The 19,019-nt window shown below is 66.5% G+C and carries 14 protein-coding genes; 9 read left to right on the forward strand and 5 right to left on the reverse strand.

Annotation, left to right across the window (positions count from 1 at the left end; all coding sequences use genetic code 11):
• The 6 genes from IFT67_RS05855 to IFT67_RS05880 all read left to right on the forward strand — a co-directional run bounded on the left by IFT67_RS05855 (position 1) and on the right by IFT67_RS05880 (position 10,634).
• Positions 1 to 1,431, forward strand: coding sequence for a glycoside hydrolase family 125 protein (locus IFT67_RS05855; RefSeq protein ID WP_192146510.1), 1,431 nt, complete (start codon positions 1 to 3; stop codon positions 1,429 to 1,431).
• Positions 1,428 to 3,743: a GH92 family glycosyl hydrolase gene (locus IFT67_RS05860; protein ID WP_192145474.1), complete on the forward strand. Its 2,316-nt coding sequence runs from the start codon at positions 1,428 to 1,430 to the stop codon at positions 3,741 to 3,743. The genes IFT67_RS05855 and IFT67_RS05860 overlap by 4 nt, the downstream gene beginning before the upstream one ends.
• A 19-nt stretch (positions 3,744 to 3,762) precedes the next feature.
• A complete protein-coding gene (locus tag IFT67_RS05865; RefSeq protein WP_192145476.1) occupies positions 3,763 to 5,676 on the forward strand; it encodes an alpha-L-fucosidase in 1,914 nt (637 codons plus the stop codon).
• Positions 5,677 to 6,208: 532 nt separating this feature from the next.
• Complete coding sequence (locus tag IFT67_RS05870) at positions 6,209 to 7,141, forward strand: hypothetical protein (protein WP_192145478.1); 933 nt, start codon at positions 6,209 to 6,211, stop codon at positions 7,139 to 7,141.
• Positions 7,068 to 7,367 carry a hypothetical protein gene (locus IFT67_RS05875; RefSeq protein WP_192145480.1) on the forward strand — a complete coding sequence of 100 codons (300 nt, stop codon included), beginning with the start codon at positions 7,068 to 7,070 and terminating at the stop codon, positions 7,365 to 7,367. Before IFT67_RS05870 ends, IFT67_RS05875 begins: the two co-directional genes overlap by 74 nt.
• Before the next feature lie 513 nt (positions 7,368 to 7,880).
• Positions 7,881 to 10,634 (forward strand): DUF5695 domain-containing protein, encoded by a 2,754-nt coding sequence (locus IFT67_RS05880; RefSeq protein WP_192145482.1) that lies wholly within the window; start codon positions 7,881 to 7,883, stop codon positions 10,632 to 10,634.
• 57 nt (positions 10,635 to 10,691) lie between these two features.
• On the opposite strand, the gene IFT67_RS05885 is transcribed toward IFT67_RS05880, so the two are convergent.
• The 5 genes from IFT67_RS05885 to IFT67_RS20555 all read right to left on the reverse strand — a co-directional run bounded on the left by IFT67_RS05885 (position 10,692) and on the right by IFT67_RS20555 (position 16,602).
• Complete coding sequence (locus IFT67_RS05885) at positions 10,692 to 11,768, reverse strand: PepSY-associated TM helix domain-containing protein (protein WP_192145484.1); 1,077 nt, start codon at positions 11,766 to 11,768, stop codon at positions 10,692 to 10,694.
• 1 nt (position 11,769) lies between these two features.
• On the reverse strand, positions 11,770 to 13,890 hold the full coding sequence (locus IFT67_RS05890) for a TonB-dependent receptor (protein WP_192146512.1): 2,121 nt from the start codon (positions 13,888 to 13,890) through the stop codon (positions 11,770 to 11,772).
• Positions 13,891 to 14,042: 152 nt separating this feature from the next.
• Entirely contained in the window at positions 14,043 to 14,960 is a 918-nt protein-coding gene (locus tag IFT67_RS05895) for an endonuclease/exonuclease/phosphatase family protein (protein WP_192145486.1), read from the reverse strand.
• 209 nt (positions 14,961 to 15,169) lie between these two features.
• Entirely contained in the window at positions 15,170 to 15,685 is a 516-nt protein-coding gene (locus IFT67_RS20550) for a DUF2141 domain-containing protein (protein ID WP_446740795.1), read from the reverse strand.
• Positions 15,682 to 16,602 (reverse strand): hypothetical protein, encoded by a 921-nt coding sequence (locus tag IFT67_RS20555; RefSeq protein WP_244647176.1) that lies wholly within the window; start codon positions 16,600 to 16,602, stop codon positions 15,682 to 15,684. Before IFT67_RS20555 ends, IFT67_RS20550 begins: the two co-directional genes overlap by 4 nt.
• Before the next feature lie 235 nt (positions 16,603 to 16,837).
• Between IFT67_RS20555 and IFT67_RS05905 the strand changes: the two genes are divergently transcribed.
• The 3 genes from IFT67_RS05905 to IFT67_RS05915 are packed head-to-tail and all read left to right on the forward strand — an operon-like array spanning position 16,838 to position 19,016.
• Entirely contained in the window at positions 16,838 to 17,650 is an 813-nt protein-coding gene (locus tag IFT67_RS05905; RefSeq protein WP_192145488.1) for a DUF2334 domain-containing protein, read from the forward strand.
• The gene (locus tag IFT67_RS05910; RefSeq protein ID WP_192145490.1) at positions 17,647 to 18,837 is read left to right on the forward strand and encodes a glycosyltransferase; all 1,191 of its coding nucleotides are present in this window, start codon (positions 17,647 to 17,649) and stop codon (positions 18,835 to 18,837) included. Before IFT67_RS05905 ends, IFT67_RS05910 begins: the two co-directional genes overlap by 4 nt.
• Entirely contained in the window at positions 18,834 to 19,016 is a 183-nt protein-coding gene (locus IFT67_RS05915) for a hypothetical protein (protein ID WP_192145492.1), read from the forward strand. Before IFT67_RS05910 ends, IFT67_RS05915 begins: the two co-directional genes overlap by 4 nt.
• Positions 19,017 to 19,019: the final 3 nt, after the last annotated feature.

The following is a 19,019-nucleotide window of genomic DNA, read 5'->3' on the forward strand; positions in this document are numbered from 1 at the left end:
ATGGATCGCCGCACGGTCATGGCGGGCGGCGTCGCCGGTGGCCTCGCGCTCGTCGGGACGCCCGCCTTCGCCGCCCGCCCCTCGCTCCCCAGCAAGCGCCCCGCGCTCGCCGACCGCAACTTCACCAGCCGTTCGGTCGAACGCGAGATCGCGCGCGTCTCCGCCCGGATCGGCGACCCGAAGCTCCGCTGGATGTTCGGCAACTGCTATCCGAACACGCTCGACACCACCGTCCGCATGTCGACCATAGGCGGTGCCCCCGACGCGTTCGTCATCACCGGCGACATCCCCTGCCTGTGGCTCCGCGATAGCTCAGCGCAGCTTCGCCCGTACCTTCATCTCGTCCGCGAAGACCCGGCGCTACGCACGCTCTTCCGCGGGCTCATCGCGCGCCAGTCGCGCTCGATCCTGATCGACCCCTACGCCAACGCGTTCATGGAAAGCCCGACGGCGAAGACCAACCTCAGCTGGGCGCTGAAGGACCAGACCGAGATGAAACCCGGCGTCGCGGAGCGCAAATGGGAAATCGACTCGCTCTGCTATCCGATGCGCCTCGCCTACGGATATTGGCAGGCGACGCGTGACGCGACGCCGTTCGACGCGACCTGGGCCGAGGCCGCCCGCGCGAGCATCCGCACCTACCGCGAGCAACAGCGCAAGGACGGTCGCGGCCCCTACAGCTTCCTGCGATCCTCGAACCGCAACACCGAGACGATGGCGCTGGAAGGCTGGGGCAACCCCGCCAAACCCAACGGCCTGATCCAATGCGGCTTCCGCCCCTCGGACGATGCCTGCGTTTACCCCTATCTGATCCCGTCAAACCTGTTCGCGGTCACCACCCTGCGCGAACTCGCGGTCGTTGCGAACGAAGCGCGTCACGACACCGCGCTCGCCGCCGATGCGACCGCGCTCGCGAACGAAGTCGAGGCGGCGCTCGTCGCACACGGCCGGATGCGCCTGCGCGACGGCAGCGAGGTCTGGGCATACGAGGTCGACGGCTTCGGCAACGCGGTCTTCATGGACGACGCCAACGTGCCGTCGCTTTCCGCCCTCGCGTATATGGGCTGCGTCCCCGCCACCGATCCGCTCTGGCGCCGCACCGCGCAAGCTGCCTGGAGCGACGCCAACCCCTATTTCTTCAAGGGCACCAAGGTCGAGGGGATCGGCGGACCGCATGTCGGGCTCGGCCAGATCTGGCCGATGTCGCTGATCGTCCGTGCGCTGGCGGGCGCCGACGATGCGACCGTCCGCGCGTGCCTGCGGATGCTGCGCGACACCGATGCCGACACCGGTTTCATCCACGAGGCGTTCGACAAAGACGATCCCGCCAAGTTCACGCGCTCCTGGTTCGCCTGGGCCAACGGGCTGTTCGGGGAACTGGTCGTCCGTCTCGCCGACACCCGCCCCGCTTTGCTGAGTAGCGCCTTATGATCCTGACCCGCCGCACCCTGCTCGGCAGTGCCTCGCTCGGCTTGATCGCCACCACTTTGCCGGCTGCGAAACGTGCGCCCGAGACCCGCGCGAACCTGTTCATCGGCACCGGCGGGCACGGCCATACCTATCCGGGAGCGACATTGCCGTCCGGGATGGTTCAGCTCAGCCCCGATACCGACGTCGAGCGCTGGGATGCGTGCTCGGGCTATCATCGCACCGACACGTCGATCATGGGGTTCAGTCACACGCATCTGTCCGGCACTGGGATCGGAGACATGCTCGACATCCTGGTCGTGCCGACCAATGGCCCAGTGAAGCTGATACCCGGCCCGCTCGATGATCCCGACGCCGGATACCGCCAGCGCTTCACCGACGAACATGCCGAGCCCGGCTACTACCGCGTCTCGCTCGAATCGGGGGTGCGCGCCGAACTGACCGTGACCGATCGCACCGGCTGGCACCGCCACAGCTTTCCCAAGGGGCCAGGGCATATCCTGGTCGATCTGTCGCATCTGATCCTCGACACCTCCGACACGCAACCGCTGGTCGACGAGGCATCGCTGGCGTTTGACGCCGACGGTACGCTGATCGGCAGCCGCCGGGTGTTCCGCTGGGCCAAGGGGCGCCGTATCCATTTCGCGATGCAGTTCTCGCGCAGGCCCGACCGGATCATGTTCTACGGCGACGGCGATACCGCACAGCCCGCAGGCACCACCGGAGTGAAGGGCAAGCGGCTCAAGGTCGCGCTGCACTATGACGATGCCGGTGCCGCGCCGGTGCTGATCCGCTGCGGCATCTCGGGCGTGGACATCGCCGGCGCACGCGCGAACCTCTCGGCGGAGGCACCGCACTGGGATTTCGACCGCACCCGGGCCGCCGCCACCGCGCGCTGGGCCGAGGCGCTCGACAAGGTTCGCGTGCAGGGCGGCACCGACGACCAGCGCACCATCATGGCCTCCGCGCTGTACCATGCGCAGCTGGCGCCGACGCTCTTCTCGGACGTCGATGGCCGCTATCTCGGGATGGACGGCGCGGTGCATGTCGTGCCGAAGGGAGGCGCCGCGTACAGCAGCTGGTCGCTATGGGACACGTATCGCGCGCTGCACCCCCTGCTCGCACTGATCCAGCCGGCGCGGACCAAGAGCCTGGTTGACGACCTGATCCGGCAGACCATCCAGTCGCGCTATGGCCCGCTGGTCTGGCCGCTCCAGGGCAAGGAGACCGGCACGATGATCGGCTGGCACGGCGTCGTTCCCCTCGCCGAGGCGCAAGCAAAGGGCATTCCGGCCGACTATGCCGCCGCCTGGCCCGCGATCCGCCGCCGCAGCTTCGACTTCGCCGCGCCCGACCTGGACAACAGCCTGGGCCGCGACCTTTACGACCGCCTTGGCTACGTCCCTGCGGACAAGGTCTTCGAGAGCGTCAGCCGCACGCAGGAATATGCGTATGACGATTGGGCCTCGTCGCATCTGGCACGCGCGGCCGGCGCGACCGAAGACGCCGCCAGGTTGCTGAAAAGGTCTCACAACTGGAAGAACGTACTGGATGCCAGTATCGGTTTCGCACGCCCGCGGTTTGCCGACGGCTCCTGGTGGAAGCCCTATGACCCGATCCAGCTCGGTCATATGCCCAAACCCTGGTGGCGCGATTATACCGAGGCGAACGGCTGGCAGGCGACCTTCCTCAACCAGCACGACATCCACGGCCAGATCGCGCATTTCGGTGGCCCTTCCGCGTTCGAGAGCAAGCTCGATACGCTGTTCGCGGCACCCTCGACGCTGCCGGCGAACGCACCGCCGGACATAGCCGGGCTGGTCGGCCAATATGCGCACGGCAACGAGCCCGACCAGCATGCCGCCTATCTCTATGCCTATGTCGGCGCGGCGTGGAAGACTCAGGCGATGGTCCGGCGGCTGTGCACTGAGATGTACCGCAACGATCCTGACGGGATCATCGGCAACGACGACTGCGGCCAGATGAGTGCGTGGTTCGTGTTCTCCGCACTCGGCCTCTATCCGGTCGATCCGGTCGAGGCGGTGTACGTGTTCGGCTCGCCCTTGTTCACGCGCGCCGAGGTGTCGGTCGGCAACGGTCGCCGACTGGTGATCGACGCCCCCGGCAACCGCGCCGACACGCCCTATGTCGCGGCGGTCCAGTGGAACGGCAAACCGTGGACGAAAAGCTGGATATCGCATGCCGATCTCGCGGCCGGCGGCACGCTCCGCTTCACGATGTCCGCCACGCCGAACCCTGCATTCGGCGCCAAGCTCGCCGACCGACCGCCCTCGTTCGGCCAGCCCGCTGCCTGAGCCTCTCCCGGAGACGATGATGACCGAAGTTTCCCGCCGCCTGCTGCTCGCCTCGGGTATAGCCGCCACCGCCACGCCCGCGATCGGTGCCGGCCGCGACACCGCGCCGAAACCCTGGGGTGCGACACCCTCGAAGCGCCAACTCGCTTGGCACGCGCGTGAGCAATACGCGTTCGTCCATTTCTCGATCAACACCTTCACCGATCGCGAATGGGGCTATGGCGACGAGGATCCGAAGCTCTTCAACCCGACCGACTTCTCGCCCGACCAGATCGTCGCCGCGGCCAAGGCAGGCGGCATGCGCGGCATCATCCTGACCGCCAAGCATCATGACGGCTTCTGCCTCTGGCCGACGATGCTGACCGAACACTGCATCCGCAACAGCCCCTACAAGGACGGCAAGGGCGACATCGTCGGCGAGATGGAACGCGCCACCCGTCGCGCCGGCCTCGATTTCGGCCTGTATCTCTCGCCCTGGGATCGCAATCACGCCGAATATGGCCGCCCCGCCTATGTCGAGTATTTCCGCAAGCAGGTGGTCGAGCTCTGCACGCGTTACGGCACGCTGTTCGAATTCTGGTTCGACGGCGCGAACGGCGGCGACGGCTATTACGGCGGCGCGCGCGACACGCGGAAGATCGAGGCGCCGAAATACTATAACTGGCCCTCGATCGTCGCGCTGGTCCACGAGCATCAGCCGATGGCCTGCACCTTCGACCCGCTCGGCGCGGACCTGCGCTGGGTCGGTAACGAGGACGGCGTCGCCGGCGATCCGTGCTGGCCGACCATGCCGAACCATCCCTATGTCCAGTCCGAGGGCAATTCCGGCGTGCGCGGCGCACCGCTCTGGTGGCCAGCGGAAACCGACGTCTCGATCCGGCCCGGCTGGTTCTATCACGCCGACGAGGATTCGAAGGTCAAGACGCCCGCCCGCCTGATCAAGCTCCACGACGAGTCGGTCGGTCGCGGCACCAACCTCAACCTCAACCTGCCACCCGACCGTCGCGGTCGCCTCGCCGACATCGACGTCGAGACGCTGAAGTCGTTCGGCACGGCGCAGGCCGCGACCTTCGCTACCAACCTCGCCAAGGGTGCGGTCGCATCGGCCAGCCACGTCCGCGGGAAGACCTATGCGGCAAGCGCGGCGCTCGACGGCAACCGCGACACCTACTGGTCGACGCCCGACGCCGTCATCACGCCGACACTGACGCTAGACCTCCCGCCGGGCCGCGCGTTCGACCTCATCCGCCTCCGTGAATATCTTCCGCTCGGCATCCGCGTGACCCGGTTCGCGATCGACGCCGAGATCGACGGACAATGGCGCAAACTCGCCGAGCATTCGGGTATCGGCCCCCAGCGCATCGTCCGCCTAAACAAACCGATCGCCGCCCGCCGCCTTCGCCTGCGGATCCTCGAAGGCACCGCCTGCCCCGCGATCAGCGATGTCGCACTGTTCTGTCAGGTCACACCAGCTCCCGTCGCGCCAGTGGTCATGGCCGATACCGGCATCGTGTCTTCCGCGCGGTGGTCTATCGTCACCGCTTCGGCACCGGGCGCGGAAGCGATGCTGGACGACGATACCGCCACCTCCTGGGTGATCCCCGCCCCCACGCCAGACGCACCCGCATCTGTCACGGTCGACCTGGGCACCACCGAAACGCTTGCCGGGTTCGTCCTGACCCCGTCGCGCGCAGTCATGGCGCAGACGGCTCCCCCCAAAGCCTACCGCATCGAAGTCAGTGCCGATGGCAAGACGTGGCGCGAGATCGCCAGCAGCGAATTGCCCAACATCGCCTATGCGCTCGCCGCGCAGCGCATTGCCTTTGCCAAACCCGTGGTCGCGCGTCTGGTGCGCTGGTCGTTCGCAGAAACAGCCGTTCCAGCGCTGCGGCTCGCCATTGCAGGACTGGCCGTCTTCCGCAGAAGAGGATGACAACCACCTTCGGGTGGCCGTCCGAACCTGCGGCGTTGGCGATACGGCGCAGCTGCACAGCACGGTCGACTCGCAGAACTCGACGAGCGGCCGGCAATCAGTATCTGTTGGCGGTAGCCGGCAAGAACTTTGCCGATGGACGCGGCAATATCGCGGTCAATCTCGAATATGCGCATCAGCAGGATTACTATGCGCCGGGTCGTCCGAACCTGCGCCAGAACGACGCGTTCGTGGTTGTCGACACCGATCCGGCCGGCTCGGTCAACGGGTCGGACAGCATTCCCGATCACGTCTTCGTGCGTGACATCCGCTCCACGACGATCTCGACCGGCGGACAAGTCGGCATCCGCTATGCCAACACCGCGACCGCACCATGCGGCGTGGACTCGGCGGGTAGCTCGTTTACCTGCGCCTATCTGTTCCAGCCGGGCGGCGCGCTCGCTCCGCAGACGGGCACGCGTATCGGTCTTGGACCGAATGGCAGCTTCACGGGCGGCAACGGCTATATCGGACGCGAAGGCCGGTTCTCGTATTGTCGCCGGAACTCAACCGGTACGCGGCTAACCTCATCGGCCATTTCGAAGTCAGCCCTGCCTTCGTTCCGTTCATCGAAGCCAAGTATGTCCGGTCAGAAGCACGCGGCTCGCAGAGCGGACCGTTCTTCTCGCAGGGCCAGACCCTGTCGGACGGCATTGCCATCGCCGGGTTCAGCGATCGCTCGTACGTGCTGGCCAACCCGACGGGCAACGGTCCGGTCAACCGCGAGGGCATCCGCCTCGACAACCCCTACCTCTCGACAAGCGCACGCGCGACACTCGCGTCGCAGCTGACCGCCGCCGTGAACTCCGGGGTCAATCCCAACACCGGCGCAGCGTTCGGCACGACGGCCGCGGGCATCGCCTTGCGCAATGCATCGGTGGCACAGATCGCGGCGGGAACGTACCGTTTGTCCTCGCGCCGCAACTATGTCGATCTCGGCATCCGCGACGAGAATATCCGTCGTGAAACCTACCGTCTCGTCGTCGGTATCCGCGGCGATTTCAACGGCGATTGGCATTACGAACTGTCCGGCAACTATGGCGAGCACCGCGAGCGGAACGTCATTCAGGGCAACATCAATCGTCAGCGCTTCCTGCTCGCCAACGACACCGCTCGAAATGCAGCGGGCCAGATCGTCTGCCGTTCGCAGGTCGACTCGCGTTACGCTGGCACCGAGAGGGCCGGCAACGCCGCGGTTCTCGCAGCCGATGTTGCGGCGTGCGTTCCACTCAACCCGTTCGGCGACGGTTCGATCAGCCAGGCTGCAAGGCAGTATCTGACCGTTTCGACCGTTGCGACCGGCAAGGCGACGCAGTTCCAGGGTACCGGCTACATGTCGGGCGATCAGCCAGTTGTTCGAGCTGCCGGGTGGCCCGATCGCGTTCTCGCTAGGTGGCGAGTATCGCCGGGAGACGCTGTCCTATGATCTGGACCCGACCACGCAGGCTGGATACGCGTTCTACAACGCCATCCCGTCGTTCCGTTCGCCAGCCTTCGAAGTGAAGGAAGCGTTCGGTGAAATCTCGATCCCGTTGGTCAAGAATGTCCCGCTGTTGCAGGAACTGACGATCAACGGCTCGGGTCGTGTTGCAGATTACAAGGGCGCGGTCAGCACCGTCTATGCCTATGGCGACGCGGCAAGCCTGCGATAAGCTAAAAACAAGCGGCGCTGGTAGCGGGGTCCCAAAACGCGTCCGCCAATCCGTTCGGCCGAACCTAGATAATATACTGTATAATTTTTGTTGACACCTGTCTTTGCCGTGGGCAGTTTGAGCGTACGTCGACGCAGCACGACGAGGCGCTCGCACAATCCTTGGAGGCTTCCGGTGATCGGCAAAGTCCATACCGAACCGACCACGATCGACGTGACAGCCGACAGAAGCGGCGGGTGATGGCTGACAGGGAAAGCACCGTCAGATTGGCGCGATCTTCGTGACTGACGAACGCGGTACGTGTCGGCGTCCTTACGGCTTAAGGTTCCGACTGACGACATCCAGGTCAATTCTGCGTCGGCAATCGTATCGCGACATAGTGATGCGGCCCGACGCCACCGGCGTTTATCGCCCTGCACCAGCGACGGAATTGCTTTGCAATACACCGGGCACGGCTCGTGCCGTCGAGGCATTTACCCCCGCTCCTACCACTCCAATACACCGAGCCCGATCATGACGCGCATCTGCCGCTTTACCGCTGCCGCCCTGCTGCTGGCTGGCACGTCGATGGCGATCCCGACGCCCCGGGCCGCGCTCGCGCAGGAGCAGCAGCCGGCCAAGCGAGTCTACCCGCCGATCGCCGAGACGCCGATCCGCACGCCGAGCTTCGATCTGGCGCTGCGGTCGGACACGCAGACGCTGTCGCGGCTATCACCGACCGGCGATGCGACGTTCGATTTCACCCCCGGCGCACGCGAAGCCGAGCGGGCCGGCGACGGCTATGTCCATATCGGCGACATCAACCTGCGAGTGCGCACGCCTGGCGGCGCGTGGACCGACTTCGCCTCCGCACACCGGCGCCAGCCGGTCCGGCTCCTGCCCGCGGGCGGGTCCGTGCTGGCCGCAGCCGACATTACCGCATCGCTGGGTGCCAGCCCGATCAGGATCGAGCGCCGCTGGGTCAACGACCACGGCGTGCTCGCGCTGCGCTTCACGCTGATCAACACCGCCCCCCAGCCGGTCGAGATCGGCGGCCTCGGCCTGCCGATGATCTTCGACAACATCATTTCGGACCGCAACCTCGAACAGGCGCATGCGCAGGCGAGTTTCGTCGACCCCTATATCGGCCGCGATGCCGGCTATCTTCAGGTCACGCGGCTGAACGGCAAGGGCCCTGCCCTGCTGGTGCTCCCCGAAAAGGGCACCCCGCTCGAGGCCTATCGCCCGATCGTGGAAGCGCGCCGCTCTGGTGAAACCGACGTCTTCACCGATCGCAGCCCGCGCGGGCAGACGTCGGAGGGATTCTACGACTGGACGATCGCCAGCAAGGGTTTCGCCGACAAGGAATGGGCCAAGGCCGGCGAGCAGTGGAACACGCCCACCAGCTTCACGATGGCGCCGGGCACGAGCCGCACGATCGGCGTGCGCTTCGTCACGTCGCCGTCGATCGCCGCGATCGAGGATACGCTGGTCGCCAACAAGCGCCCCGTCGCGGTCGGCATTCCCGGTTACGTGGTGCCGACCGATCAGGAGGCGTCGCTGTTCCTCCGCACGCCGCAGCGCATCGCCAAGGTCGAGAGCCTGCCCGCCGGTGCGCTGACCGCGTCCAGGGCGGCGGGAGCCAAGGGCTGGGCGCGCTATGCGGTGCGCAGCAGCGGTTGGGGCCGCGCGAGCCTGGCGATCACCTATGCCGATGGCAGCGTCCAGACCGTCAGCTATTTCATCACCAAGCCACTCGACCAGACGATGGCGGACCTCGGACGGTTCTCGACCACTCAGCAATGGTATGAGAACAAGGCCGACCCGTTCGGCCGCAACCCCGCGATCCTCACCTATGACCGGGAAGCCGACAAGATCGTCACGCAGGATCCGCGCGTGTGGATTTCGGGCATGAGCGACGAAGGCGGCGGCGGCAGCTGGGTCGCCGCGATGGCCAAGCAACTCGACAATCCCGACGCAGCGGAGGTCGCCAAGCTCCAGCGGCTGGTCGACGAGACCGTTCAAGGCCGGCTCCAGGTGCCCGACGGCGAGCATGCGGGCGCAGTCCGTAAGAGCATCTTCTATTACGATCCTGCGGCACATCCCGGCTATTACGACGCCGCGACCAACTGGAAGAGCTGGACGTCCTGGTCGAAGAGGGACGCCGGCGACCTCGGCCGCGCGTATAATTACCCGCACGTCGCGATCGGCCACTGGGTGCTCTACCGTGTCGCGCGCAACCATCCCGGCATGGTCACCGCGCACCCATGGCGTTGGTATCTCGACCACGCTTACCAGACCACCGTCGCAATGATGCGCGATGCGCCCTATTACACGCAGTTCGGACTGATGGAGGGCGACGTGTTCGTCGACATCCTGAAGGACCTGAAGCACGAGGGGCTGACCACCGAAGCGACCGAGATGGAGCGCCTGATGAAGGGCCGCGCTGATCACTGGCGCACGCTGACCTATCCCTTCGGCAGCGAGATGGCCTGGGATTCGACCGGCCAGCCCGAAGTCTATGCCTGGATGCGTTATTTCGGATACCAGCCGCAGGCCGACGAGACCAAGCAGGTGATCCTGGCGTACGATCCGACGATCCCCAGCTGGGGCTATAACGGCAATGCCCGTCGCTATTGGGATTTCCTGTACGGCGGCAAATACCCGCGGATCGAGCGCCAGATCCATCACTACGGATCGACGCTCAACGCCGTGCCGTTGCTCGATGCTTACCGGGCCGATCCGTCGGACCTGCGACTGCTACGGGTCGCGTATGGCGGTATGATGGGCGGCATCACCAATATCGACCGGCAGGGCTTCTCGTCGGCGGCGTTCCATTCCGCGCCCGACATGATGAAATGGGACCCTTACAGCGGCGATTACGGCATGGGCTTCTACGGCCACGCCGTCACCGCCGCGAGCTATCTCGTCAAGGATCCGACATTCGGCTGGCTGGGCTTCGGCGGCAACGTGAGCCAAGCTTCCGGCACCGTCGTTTCGATCGCGCCGAAGGACGGCGCCCGCAGCCGCCTGTTCGTTGCCCCCGCCGGCCTGTGGATCACGCTGACCGCCGGCAAGATCGCCAAGGCGGCGTATGACACGGCCACCGGTGCCGTCCGGCTGACGCTGGACCCGGCCTCGGCGACGACGCCCTCGGCAAGGCTGTCGCTCGAAACGACGACGGCGGGAGGACGTTCCTACGCTCTTCCGGGCGCGACGTTGGAGCGGGGCGAATACACCATACCCTTGTCCTTCGAAGCAAAGGATGTCCGTCTTCAGCCGAACTGACCGGGATCGCGCCGATGCTGTGCAGGACTGCCTTGAAACGCGGCGCTGTAGCAATCGTCAGGGTCGAACGCTCCGGCGCACCTTCGCCGGACGTGGTCGTTTGAACCAGAAGCTCCAGACGCTCAACGTGCCGAGCAACCCCAGCGTCAAGCCCGACAGCGTCATCACGAGGCGGTAACCGAGCCCGCCGACCTTGGCCGCGTGCAGCGGATACAGGATGTTGTACGCGGCCACGACATTCGACAGCGACGCTGCATCGCGCGCACCGATCAAACGGCCGTCATCGGCGGCGAACCACAAGGTCGTGCGTCCGTTCGGCAGCCATTCCTGCGGGCGCTTCATGCGGATCGTGACGAGCCCGCTTTCCTTGCGCGGCAGCGACAGGCTGCGCAGTTCGGCATCGGGAAAGCGCGCGCGCGCCGTGACGATCATGCCCCGCCAGTCGAGGTGGTCGGCAAGCGCGACCTTCGGCCCCTTCGGCGCCTGCAACGCGGTGTCGATCGTCGCCGGTGCGCCCGGCCCCAGGAACACCGCGCTGATCGGCCGGAACACCAATGTCGCGCCCGTCAGCAGCGAGAGGATCAGCAAGGGCGCGGCGACGATCCCGAGATCACGGTGATGCCGCACGATCGCGGGCCGGCTGAGCCGCTTGGGCAACGGGCGAAACGCGAACGTCTTGCGGGTCCGCCACCAAAGGATCGTGCCCGTGATCACGAAGAACAGCCCCGCCACGCCAGCGATACCGATGATCGTCTCGCCGGTATCGCCCGAGAACAGGTGATGATGCAGGTCGAACAGCCACAATTCCGGCCGCGCCCATTGCGTCTGCCACTGGCTGACGATCGTGCCGGCCTGATCGGTATAGGCCCCCGCCCCCTTGCCGAAATCGAGCCGATCGAGGCCGAGATTGGCGTTCGCGAAGGTAATGCTCTGGGGTCGCGTTTCCGGATTGCTCATCAGCCGTTCGGTGGTCGCGGCGAGGACATGCGTGCTCTGGATCTGCGCGTCGCCCGCATGTGGGAGCATGATCCACGCATCGCGGTGCACCAGGATCGCCCCCGTCAGCCCAAGCAGGGCGAGGACCAGCCCGACAAAACCGCCAGCCCATCGATGCAGCGTATCGAGCAGCGCCATCCTAGAACCGAACGTCCCAGCCAAGCGTGAAATTACGCCCGCGTCCGGCGAAGAAATGCTCGTTGTCGGTCGGGCGTACCGTGTCGCTGTAATAATCGATGTAGAAATGGTCGAAGATGTTCTGCGCGCTCAGCGTCACCGCGCCGACCGGCAACTGATAGCGCACGCTGGCGTCGGTGACGTTGTACCCGCCGAAATCGTTCGCGGCGGGCAACCCCTCGTATTTGCGCGAGAGAAAGAATTGCTGCTGCAACCGTGCCGACACCTTGCCGCGCGCGTAGCTGGCGGCGAGGTTCAGCCGGTCGGGTGAGATGTTCGCGCCGTCGAGGTCGATGTCGACCTTGCCGTCGTCATCCGAATCCGTGCGCCCGATCAAATGCGCGAAGCCGGTCGACAGCGTCAGTCCCGGGATGGGCATGCGGGCTTCCAGATTTACCTCGATGCCCTGGATCTCGACGCGCTGGCGTTGTGCTTCATACGCGCCGCCGACGAACACCAGCACCTGTCCGCGCGTGCTGGTCGACCAGAAATAGGTCGCGCTCGCGTTCATCGGTCCGCGCTTCACTTCGACGCCGAGCTCGCGGTTGTTCGACACGATCGGCGCGATGTCGACATAGGTGTCGAGATCGACGCCGTCGCGGCCGATCGCGCGTGAGATGCGGCCGACGTCGGGTACGGTGAAGCCCTGCGCATAACTGCCATAGGCGCGAATACCGGGGATCGGCTCGACGATGACGCCGCCGTTGAACAGCGCCTTGCTGAAGCTCGGACTGCCGCCCGCCACCGCGTGGCTGCCATAGGAGGCGAGCGTGGTGTAGTCGTCGATGACGATCTTCACGTTCTCGTATCGCGCGCCGCCAGCGAGGCGGACGACCTTGTCGAACAGCGCGAGGTTGACCTGGCCGAATGGCGCGAGGCTGCGGAAATCGGCTGGTGGCACCCAGACGCGGTTGGTGGCGATCAGCCGTTGCTCGGTCCGATCGTACAGCGCATCGAAGCCGAGCGTCGCGGTCAGGGCCTCGAAGCCGGGGACAGCGCGCTCATAGCTGAATTTGCCGCCATATTTGCGCGAGCGGTTCTGCGACTGGTCGAAGAGCGTGCCGCCCTTCACGAGCTGGAACGTCGCGATCGGCTTGACCTCGCCGCCGAACGTATCGCGCGATCGGTTGAAGAAGACCTGGGTCACGAGGTTGCCGCCCCACAGATCGGGGTCGGTAAGGGACAGCGCGATGCTTTCGGTCCGGTTGGTCGCAGGGACGCCCGGCGGCGTGCCCCGCACCGATGTCGTCGGTCGGTTGATGACGACATCGCCCGTGCTGGCGATATAATTGCCACCACCCTTCAACTCGAACCGATTGGCGATCAGGTCGACCCGTGCGGTGTCGGTCAGGGCATAGCCGGCGCGTGCGAACGCCGACCAACTCCGCGAGTCCTGCGTCTCGCCCTGCGTCAGGTCGGTACCGACGCGGTTGCCGTGCCCGTCGTAGAACGCGCCGCGCTTGTCGTACGCACCGCCGGCCATGACGTCGAAACGCCCTGATTTCCACGCTAGCAGCGCGGCGACCTTGCCGCCATTGCCGTCGCCGTTGAACCCGGTGTCGGTCGTTCCCTGCACGAGGGCGCGACCCGACAGACCCTCGGTCCGTGGCGGCTGCACGGTCACTTGGTTGACGATCCCGCCGGTGCCGCCGATCCCCTGCAACGCGTTCGAGCCGTAGATCAGCTCGACCCGATCGATGAAGAACGGATCGATCGTGAACCCGTCGCGCGATCCGTCACGCAGCGGGGTCGACTGCGGAATGCCGTTGATCGCGTACAGCGGCGAGCGACCACGCAACGTCTCGCCCGCGCCCGAGAGCTTCTGTCGCGTCGGCGAGAAGGACGCCGTCAGGTTCGAGACCGCATCGACCACCGAACCACCGATCGCGACCTGCTGATCCAGAGCCGCACGGTCGATCACGTCGATCGTCAGTGGCAGCGCGTTCGGTGGCAGGATGCTGCGCGTCGCGCTGACGACGATATCCGCAGGGCTATCATCATCGGAAGCGGCTTCGGCACGGTCACGCGTGTCGGCCGCAGAAGGATCGATACGCACATCTTGCGCCCACGCCGGCAACGTCATACCGACCAAAGGCAACACCAGTAGATTCCAACGTCCGTATCGCATGTCATCCCCCGAATATCGGGCGAGCTAGCCGTATACAGTTTTTATTGCAAATCGTTCGCATTCGCTTCGGAGGGTTTGGACGTCCGTTCGGCGCATCGTCGCTGGAATCATCGGCTCGCCATCAGCGCGGACGAACGAAGCGGCGTCCCCCCGTCGATCCGGTAGCGTACCGATACGCCGACGTGATCGGACAGCATCGAGCCGTTCCCCGCGCGGCCGAACGGCGCGGCCAGGCCGATCGGACGAATCCCGACGGTCGAGGATGGACGGTACAGCATCCAGTCCTTCGCGCGGCCGAGCGAAATAGCCATCTCGGCGGGCTCTGCGACCGGGCATTTCGGGGCGATCCGGCAGGCCCCGATCACGGTCTGCAACGCGGCGCCGCCGCCCAGCATGCGCAGGTCGAAATGCGTCCTGCGCGCGAGGTCCTGGCCGACGTTGAAATCGCCTGCGACCAGGATCGGGCGGTCGCCAGCGCCAAGCGAGGCGATGAAGCCGGCAAGCAGATCGAGCTGGCGGCGATAGGCGTAGGTGGCACGCGGCGATCCCGCGCCAGATGCGCCGTTGCTGTTCAGATGCGTGTCGACCACGACGATCGGCGTCGCGACGCCGGGCACTGCGATCAGCGCCGCGACCGCGCCCTTGTTGGCTAGGCAGTCATAGCCGGCGCACACCGGATAAGCGATGCGACGGACCGCCAAGATCGGATAGTCGGAGAAGATCGCGAGGCCGCTGTCGACATGCTTGCCAAGCCGCTCGCCGACCATGCGACTGCCGTCCGCGACGAACCCGTCGTCGGTGCGCGGTACCGGTGCCGCGTCCTCGCCGGGGCCGAACGCCGCATAGCGATAGCCTGCGGTGCGGCCGATCGCCTTGGCGTTGGCGACGAACGCTTCCTGCAACACGACGATGCCGGGCTGATCGCCTGCGTTGCGCATCGACTTCAGCCTGGTGCCGATCGCCGCGAGATCCGCCGACCGATCGTCGGCGATCGGCCACGGCAGGCCATGAACGTTATAGGTCATCAGGGTCACGTCGCGCGCTGCGTCTCGAGCTACGTCACGCGCTCCGGGGCGGGCCAAGGAAGCGGCGGCCGTCGCAGGGGTATGGATCGACGCTGCTACGGCCAGTGCTGCACCGAGATACCGTACCATCATGTTGAGTTTCCCTTGTTTTCCTACGTGCTAGCCGCCGTTGACGGTCGTCCGCAGGCGTATTCCGAGGCTCCGAAAGATTACCGTTTGAGCGGCGCAAACGAGAACAATCCGCTGCGATAGTTCATCACGACGTGCGTGGTCGTGATGCCCGCACCCACCGCGACCATCGCCTGCTCCGCGCGCGGTTTGGAATGGCCGAGCTTGGGATTGCTCGCAAAGCCGATGCCGTCGTGGAGCAGGCTGAAGCCGTGGCCGCCGTCGCGCGCATGGACGACGCTGAGCGCATAGGTGCCGGGTCCGGGAACGCGCAGGCACAGCGAGACCGCGCCGGTCGCGGGCACCGTGATCACGCTGCGCCGGAATGTCTTGCCCTGCCCGATCAGGACGTTGTCGTCGGCGAGGAAATCGCCGTCGCGCGCGGGATAGAGTTCAGCGCGCAGCACGCCGGCGCGGTCCTTCAACCCGTCGATGTCAACGATCAGCGCCGGGCCCGCCTCATGCGGCCGACAGCGCGCTTCGACCGTCCCGAGCCGCGGGGTCGAGGGCGGCGTGACGGCAGGGGTAGTGGCAAGGGAAAGGGCGAGCAGGATCACTTGGTACGCTCCATGGTAACGAGTTCGACGGCGGTCAGCGCGGCACCGAGCAGCAGATGCGTGACGAGCCACAACCCGGCGATCATCGTCAGCACCGCGGTCACGTCGGACGTCCGCCCGACGGTGAATGCGACCAGCCCGGCGAACACGATGTCCTTGTTCGGCAGCAACGGCAGCCGCGACACGAGGAGCCGCAACGTCGCCAGCGCCAGCCACCACGCGAGCGGCGCGGCCGGCATCACCGCCGCCCAGAGGAGTGCTGCGAACAAGGTGGTCGCGACGATCCGCAGGGAATGGATGACCGCGATCCGGCCCAGCTCGGGTCGCGGCAGCGTCAGCAGCGTCTTGCGCATTACCAGCGTGACGATCGACGGGATCGCCATGCTCGCGGCCGACACGGTCATCACCTTGGCGTCGGTGCCGAAGTGCAGCGCGCCGAGCGCCTGCCAGCTGACCAGGGCTAGCCCGAGCGTGCAGACGTTGGCGACCACCGCGGACAGGATCGAGACGTCCTTGATCGCGCCGAACGGGGTGCCCACCATCGTCGCGTGTTTCCGCGCCCAGCCGTAGAAATACAGCTCGCCCGAATAGCCGAGCACGATCTCGTTGCTGATCCGCTTGCGCAACAGCGCGAGGATGCCGCTGGCGGGGAGCTGCCACAGCCGCCGGTAGATCACCCATTCGCTGAACGGCGTGACCAGATAGCCGGCCGCGAAGATCGTCCAGAACAGCGGCGAGCGCGGCACCAGATGCAGCGTGGCGGCCACGTCGAGGCTGCGCAATTGCCACAAGGCCGCGACCAGGATCGCCGCGGACAGCAAGGGCGCGAGCCAGCGGGCGAGGAAGGTCTTGCGGACGATCGTCGGAGTCAGCGGTGGGAATATCTCCGCACGCGTCAGCGCCAGCGGCTGGTTCATGCGATGATCCTCTCGGGACTGCTAAAACTGGAAGGTTGCCGCCAGCCGATGCTGGCCGGAGCGGGGACGGGCTGGCGGGAGGTCGTCATGTCGAGAGGACGCCGCCCCTTGCAGCGAACCGCAGCCGTCCGACGACGCGCTCATGAAATAATTTCGGTGCAGGATGGGGTCAGACTGCGGCCCGACCCATGCGGCGCCGTCGCATCATCAGCGAGTCCACGACGAGAGCGAGATCATGGTGAATTTCGAACACGGCACGGTTTTGGGCGAACGGGCCCCACGCGCGGGCATCGCGCCGGACAAGCGGCTGATCGTCTCGATCCACGACGTGTCGCCGGCGTTCGCCATACCGATCGCGATGCTGGCCGAGCGGATCGAGGCGATCCTTGGCGGTCCGCGCTTCGCGATGCTGGTGGTGCCCGATCACTGGGGCGCGGCGCGGCTCGACCGCGATCCCGCCTTTGGCCGCCGCCTCCGCGAATGGGCGGAGGCCGGGGTCGAGATGTTCCTCCACGGCTGGTTCCACCGCGATGCGAGCGATCATCGCGGCGCCGCGAGCGCGTTGAAGGCAAAGTACATGACCGCGGGCGAAGGCGAGTTCCTCGGGCTCGACGCGGCCGAGGCCGAGCATCGCATGCGCGCGGGTCGCGACATGGTCGAACAGGCGATCGGGCGTGAGGTAGCGGGGTTCATCGCCCCCGCATGGCTATATGGTCCGGGTGCGCACGCCGCACTGAAAGCCTGCGACTTCGCGCTCGCCGAGGATCATTTCCGCGTCTGGCAGCCCCGCACCGGCGCGATCGTCGCGCGCGGCCCGGTCGTCACCTGGGCGAGCCGGACGCCTGCGCGCACCGCGAGTTCGCTCGCGGTCGCCGCGGTGGCACGCGCGATGCCCGACTGGATGCCGACGATGCGCGTCGCGGTCCATCCGGGCGACGTCACCAAGGATTCGCTGCTGACGAGCATCGACCGCACGCTGCGGACGCTCGCCGAACGCCGTACCGTTTCGCGGTACGCGGATCTCGTGACCGAGCAGGTGGCGGCATGAAGATCGTCGACGTGTGCGCGTTCTACACCCCGACCGGTGGCGGCGTCCGCACCTATATCGACCGCAAGCTGGTCGCGCTCGCCGGACGCGGCCACGAGATCGTCGTCATCGCGCCGGGCGAAGAGGACCGCGAGGAACAGCGCGGTCCCAACGCGCGTGTCCGCTGGCTGCGCTCGCCGCGCTTCCCGCTCGACCGGTCCTACCGCTATTTCGCCGACCGCGAGGCGCTTCATGCGATGCTCGACGAGGAGGATGCCGATGTCGTCGAGGTCTCCTCGCCGTGGCGCAGCGCGTCGATGGTCGCGGACTGGCGGACGCGCTCGGGATCGCGCGCGCGGCTGTCGCTGATCGCGCATGCCGACCCGCTCTCCGCCTATGCCTATCGCTGGTTCGGCAACGTCGCCTCGACGCAGGTCATCGACCGCGCGTTCGACTGGTACTGGCGTCACCTTCGCCGGCTCGACGCACAGTTCGACCATATCGTCAGCGCCAGCGACAGTCTGACGCAGCGGCTACGCGACGGCGGGCTGCGGAAAGTGATGACCGATCCGATGGGGGTCGAGCCCGGCCAGTTCTCGCCACGACTGCGCGATGCCGGCCTGCGCCGCGAGATGCTGGCGTTGTGCGGCCTCGGCGAGGATGCGCTGCTGCTGATCGGCGTCGGCCGCCACGCCCCCGAGAAGCGCTGGGCCATGGTCGCGCAGGCGGCGGCGATCGCGGGGACTCACGCACCGGTCGGGTTGCTGATCATCGGTGGTGGCGGACGCCAGCGTCGGGTGATCGATGCGATCGGCGACAACCCGCACGTCCGCCTGCTCGATCCGATCCGGGAGCGGGGCGCGCTGGCACGGCTGATGGCGAGCGCCGACGCGCTGATCCACGGCTGCGAGGCGGAGACGTTCTGCTTCGTCGCCGCCGAGGCGATCGCATCCGGCCTGACGTTGATCGCGCCGGATCGCGGCGGTGCGGCCGACCTGGCGCGTGCCAACGACGGCGCGGTGTACGCGTCGGGCGATGCACAAGCCGCTGCCGACGCGATACTGCGCGTGGCGGAGACGATCGCCGCGCAGGGTGCCGGCCGACCGGATCGCCCGGTTCGGACGATGGACGATCATTTCGACGCGTTGCTGGCGCTCTACGGAGACGGACTGCCGACGCCGATGCGTCGACTGGAGAGCAGCCGATGATCGCGATCGCACGTCCGCTTGAAATGGCTCGCTCCGAGACCGTCGCGTCGCCGTGGCGCGAACCGTTATTCTACCTGTCGTTCGTGGCTGGCGTGCTCCTGCTCATCGCCATCGGCGTGATCCTCGGCTGGCGTCTCCTGCACCGGAGTTGGGATTTGATAACGACAAGAACGACGTGACCC

Source organism: Sphingomonas sp. CFBP 13728 (assembly GCF_014841895.1).
Lineage (GTDB): Bacteria > Pseudomonadota > Alphaproteobacteria > Sphingomonadales > Sphingomonadaceae > Sphingomonas.

Bases quoted from the DNA above. Each gene is read 5' to 3' on its own strand.
- IFT67_RS05855 (WP_192146510.1), top strand. From the start codon at position 1: ATGGATCGCCGCACGGTCATGGCGGGCGGCGTCGCCGGTGGCCTCGCG.
- IFT67_RS05860 (WP_192145474.1), top strand. From the start codon at position 1,428: ATGATCCTGACCCGCCGCACCCTGCTCGGCAGTGCCTCGCTCGGCTTG.
- IFT67_RS05865 (WP_192145476.1), top strand. From the start codon at position 3,763: ATGACCGAAGTTTCCCGCCGCCTGCTGCTCGCCTCGGGTATAGCCGCC.
- IFT67_RS05880 (WP_192145482.1), top strand. From the start codon at position 7,881: ATGACGCGCATCTGCCGCTTTACCGCTGCCGCCCTGCTGCTGGCTGGC.
- IFT67_RS05885 (WP_192145484.1), bottom strand. From the start codon at position 11,768: ATGGCGCTGCTCGATACGCTGCATCGATGGGCTGGCGGTTTTGTCGGG.
- IFT67_RS05890 (WP_192146512.1), bottom strand. From the start codon at position 13,890: ATGACGTTGCCGGCGTGGGCGCAAGATGTGCGTATCGATCCTTCTGCG.
- IFT67_RS05895 (WP_192145486.1), bottom strand. From the start codon at position 14,960: ATGACCTATAACGTTCATGGCCTGCCGTGGCCGATCGCCGACGATCGG.
- IFT67_RS20555 (WP_244647176.1), bottom strand. From the start codon at position 16,602: ATGAACCAGCCGCTGGCGCTGACGCGTGCGGAGATATTCCCACCGCTG.
- IFT67_RS05905 (WP_192145488.1), top strand. From the start codon at position 16,838: ATGGTGAATTTCGAACACGGCACGGTTTTGGGCGAACGGGCCCCACGC.
- IFT67_RS05910 (WP_192145490.1), top strand. From the start codon at position 17,647: ATGAAGATCGTCGACGTGTGCGCGTTCTACACCCCGACCGGTGGCGGC.
- IFT67_RS05915 (WP_192145492.1), top strand. From the start codon at position 18,834: ATGATCGCGATCGCACGTCCGCTTGAAATGGCTCGCTCCGAGACCGTC.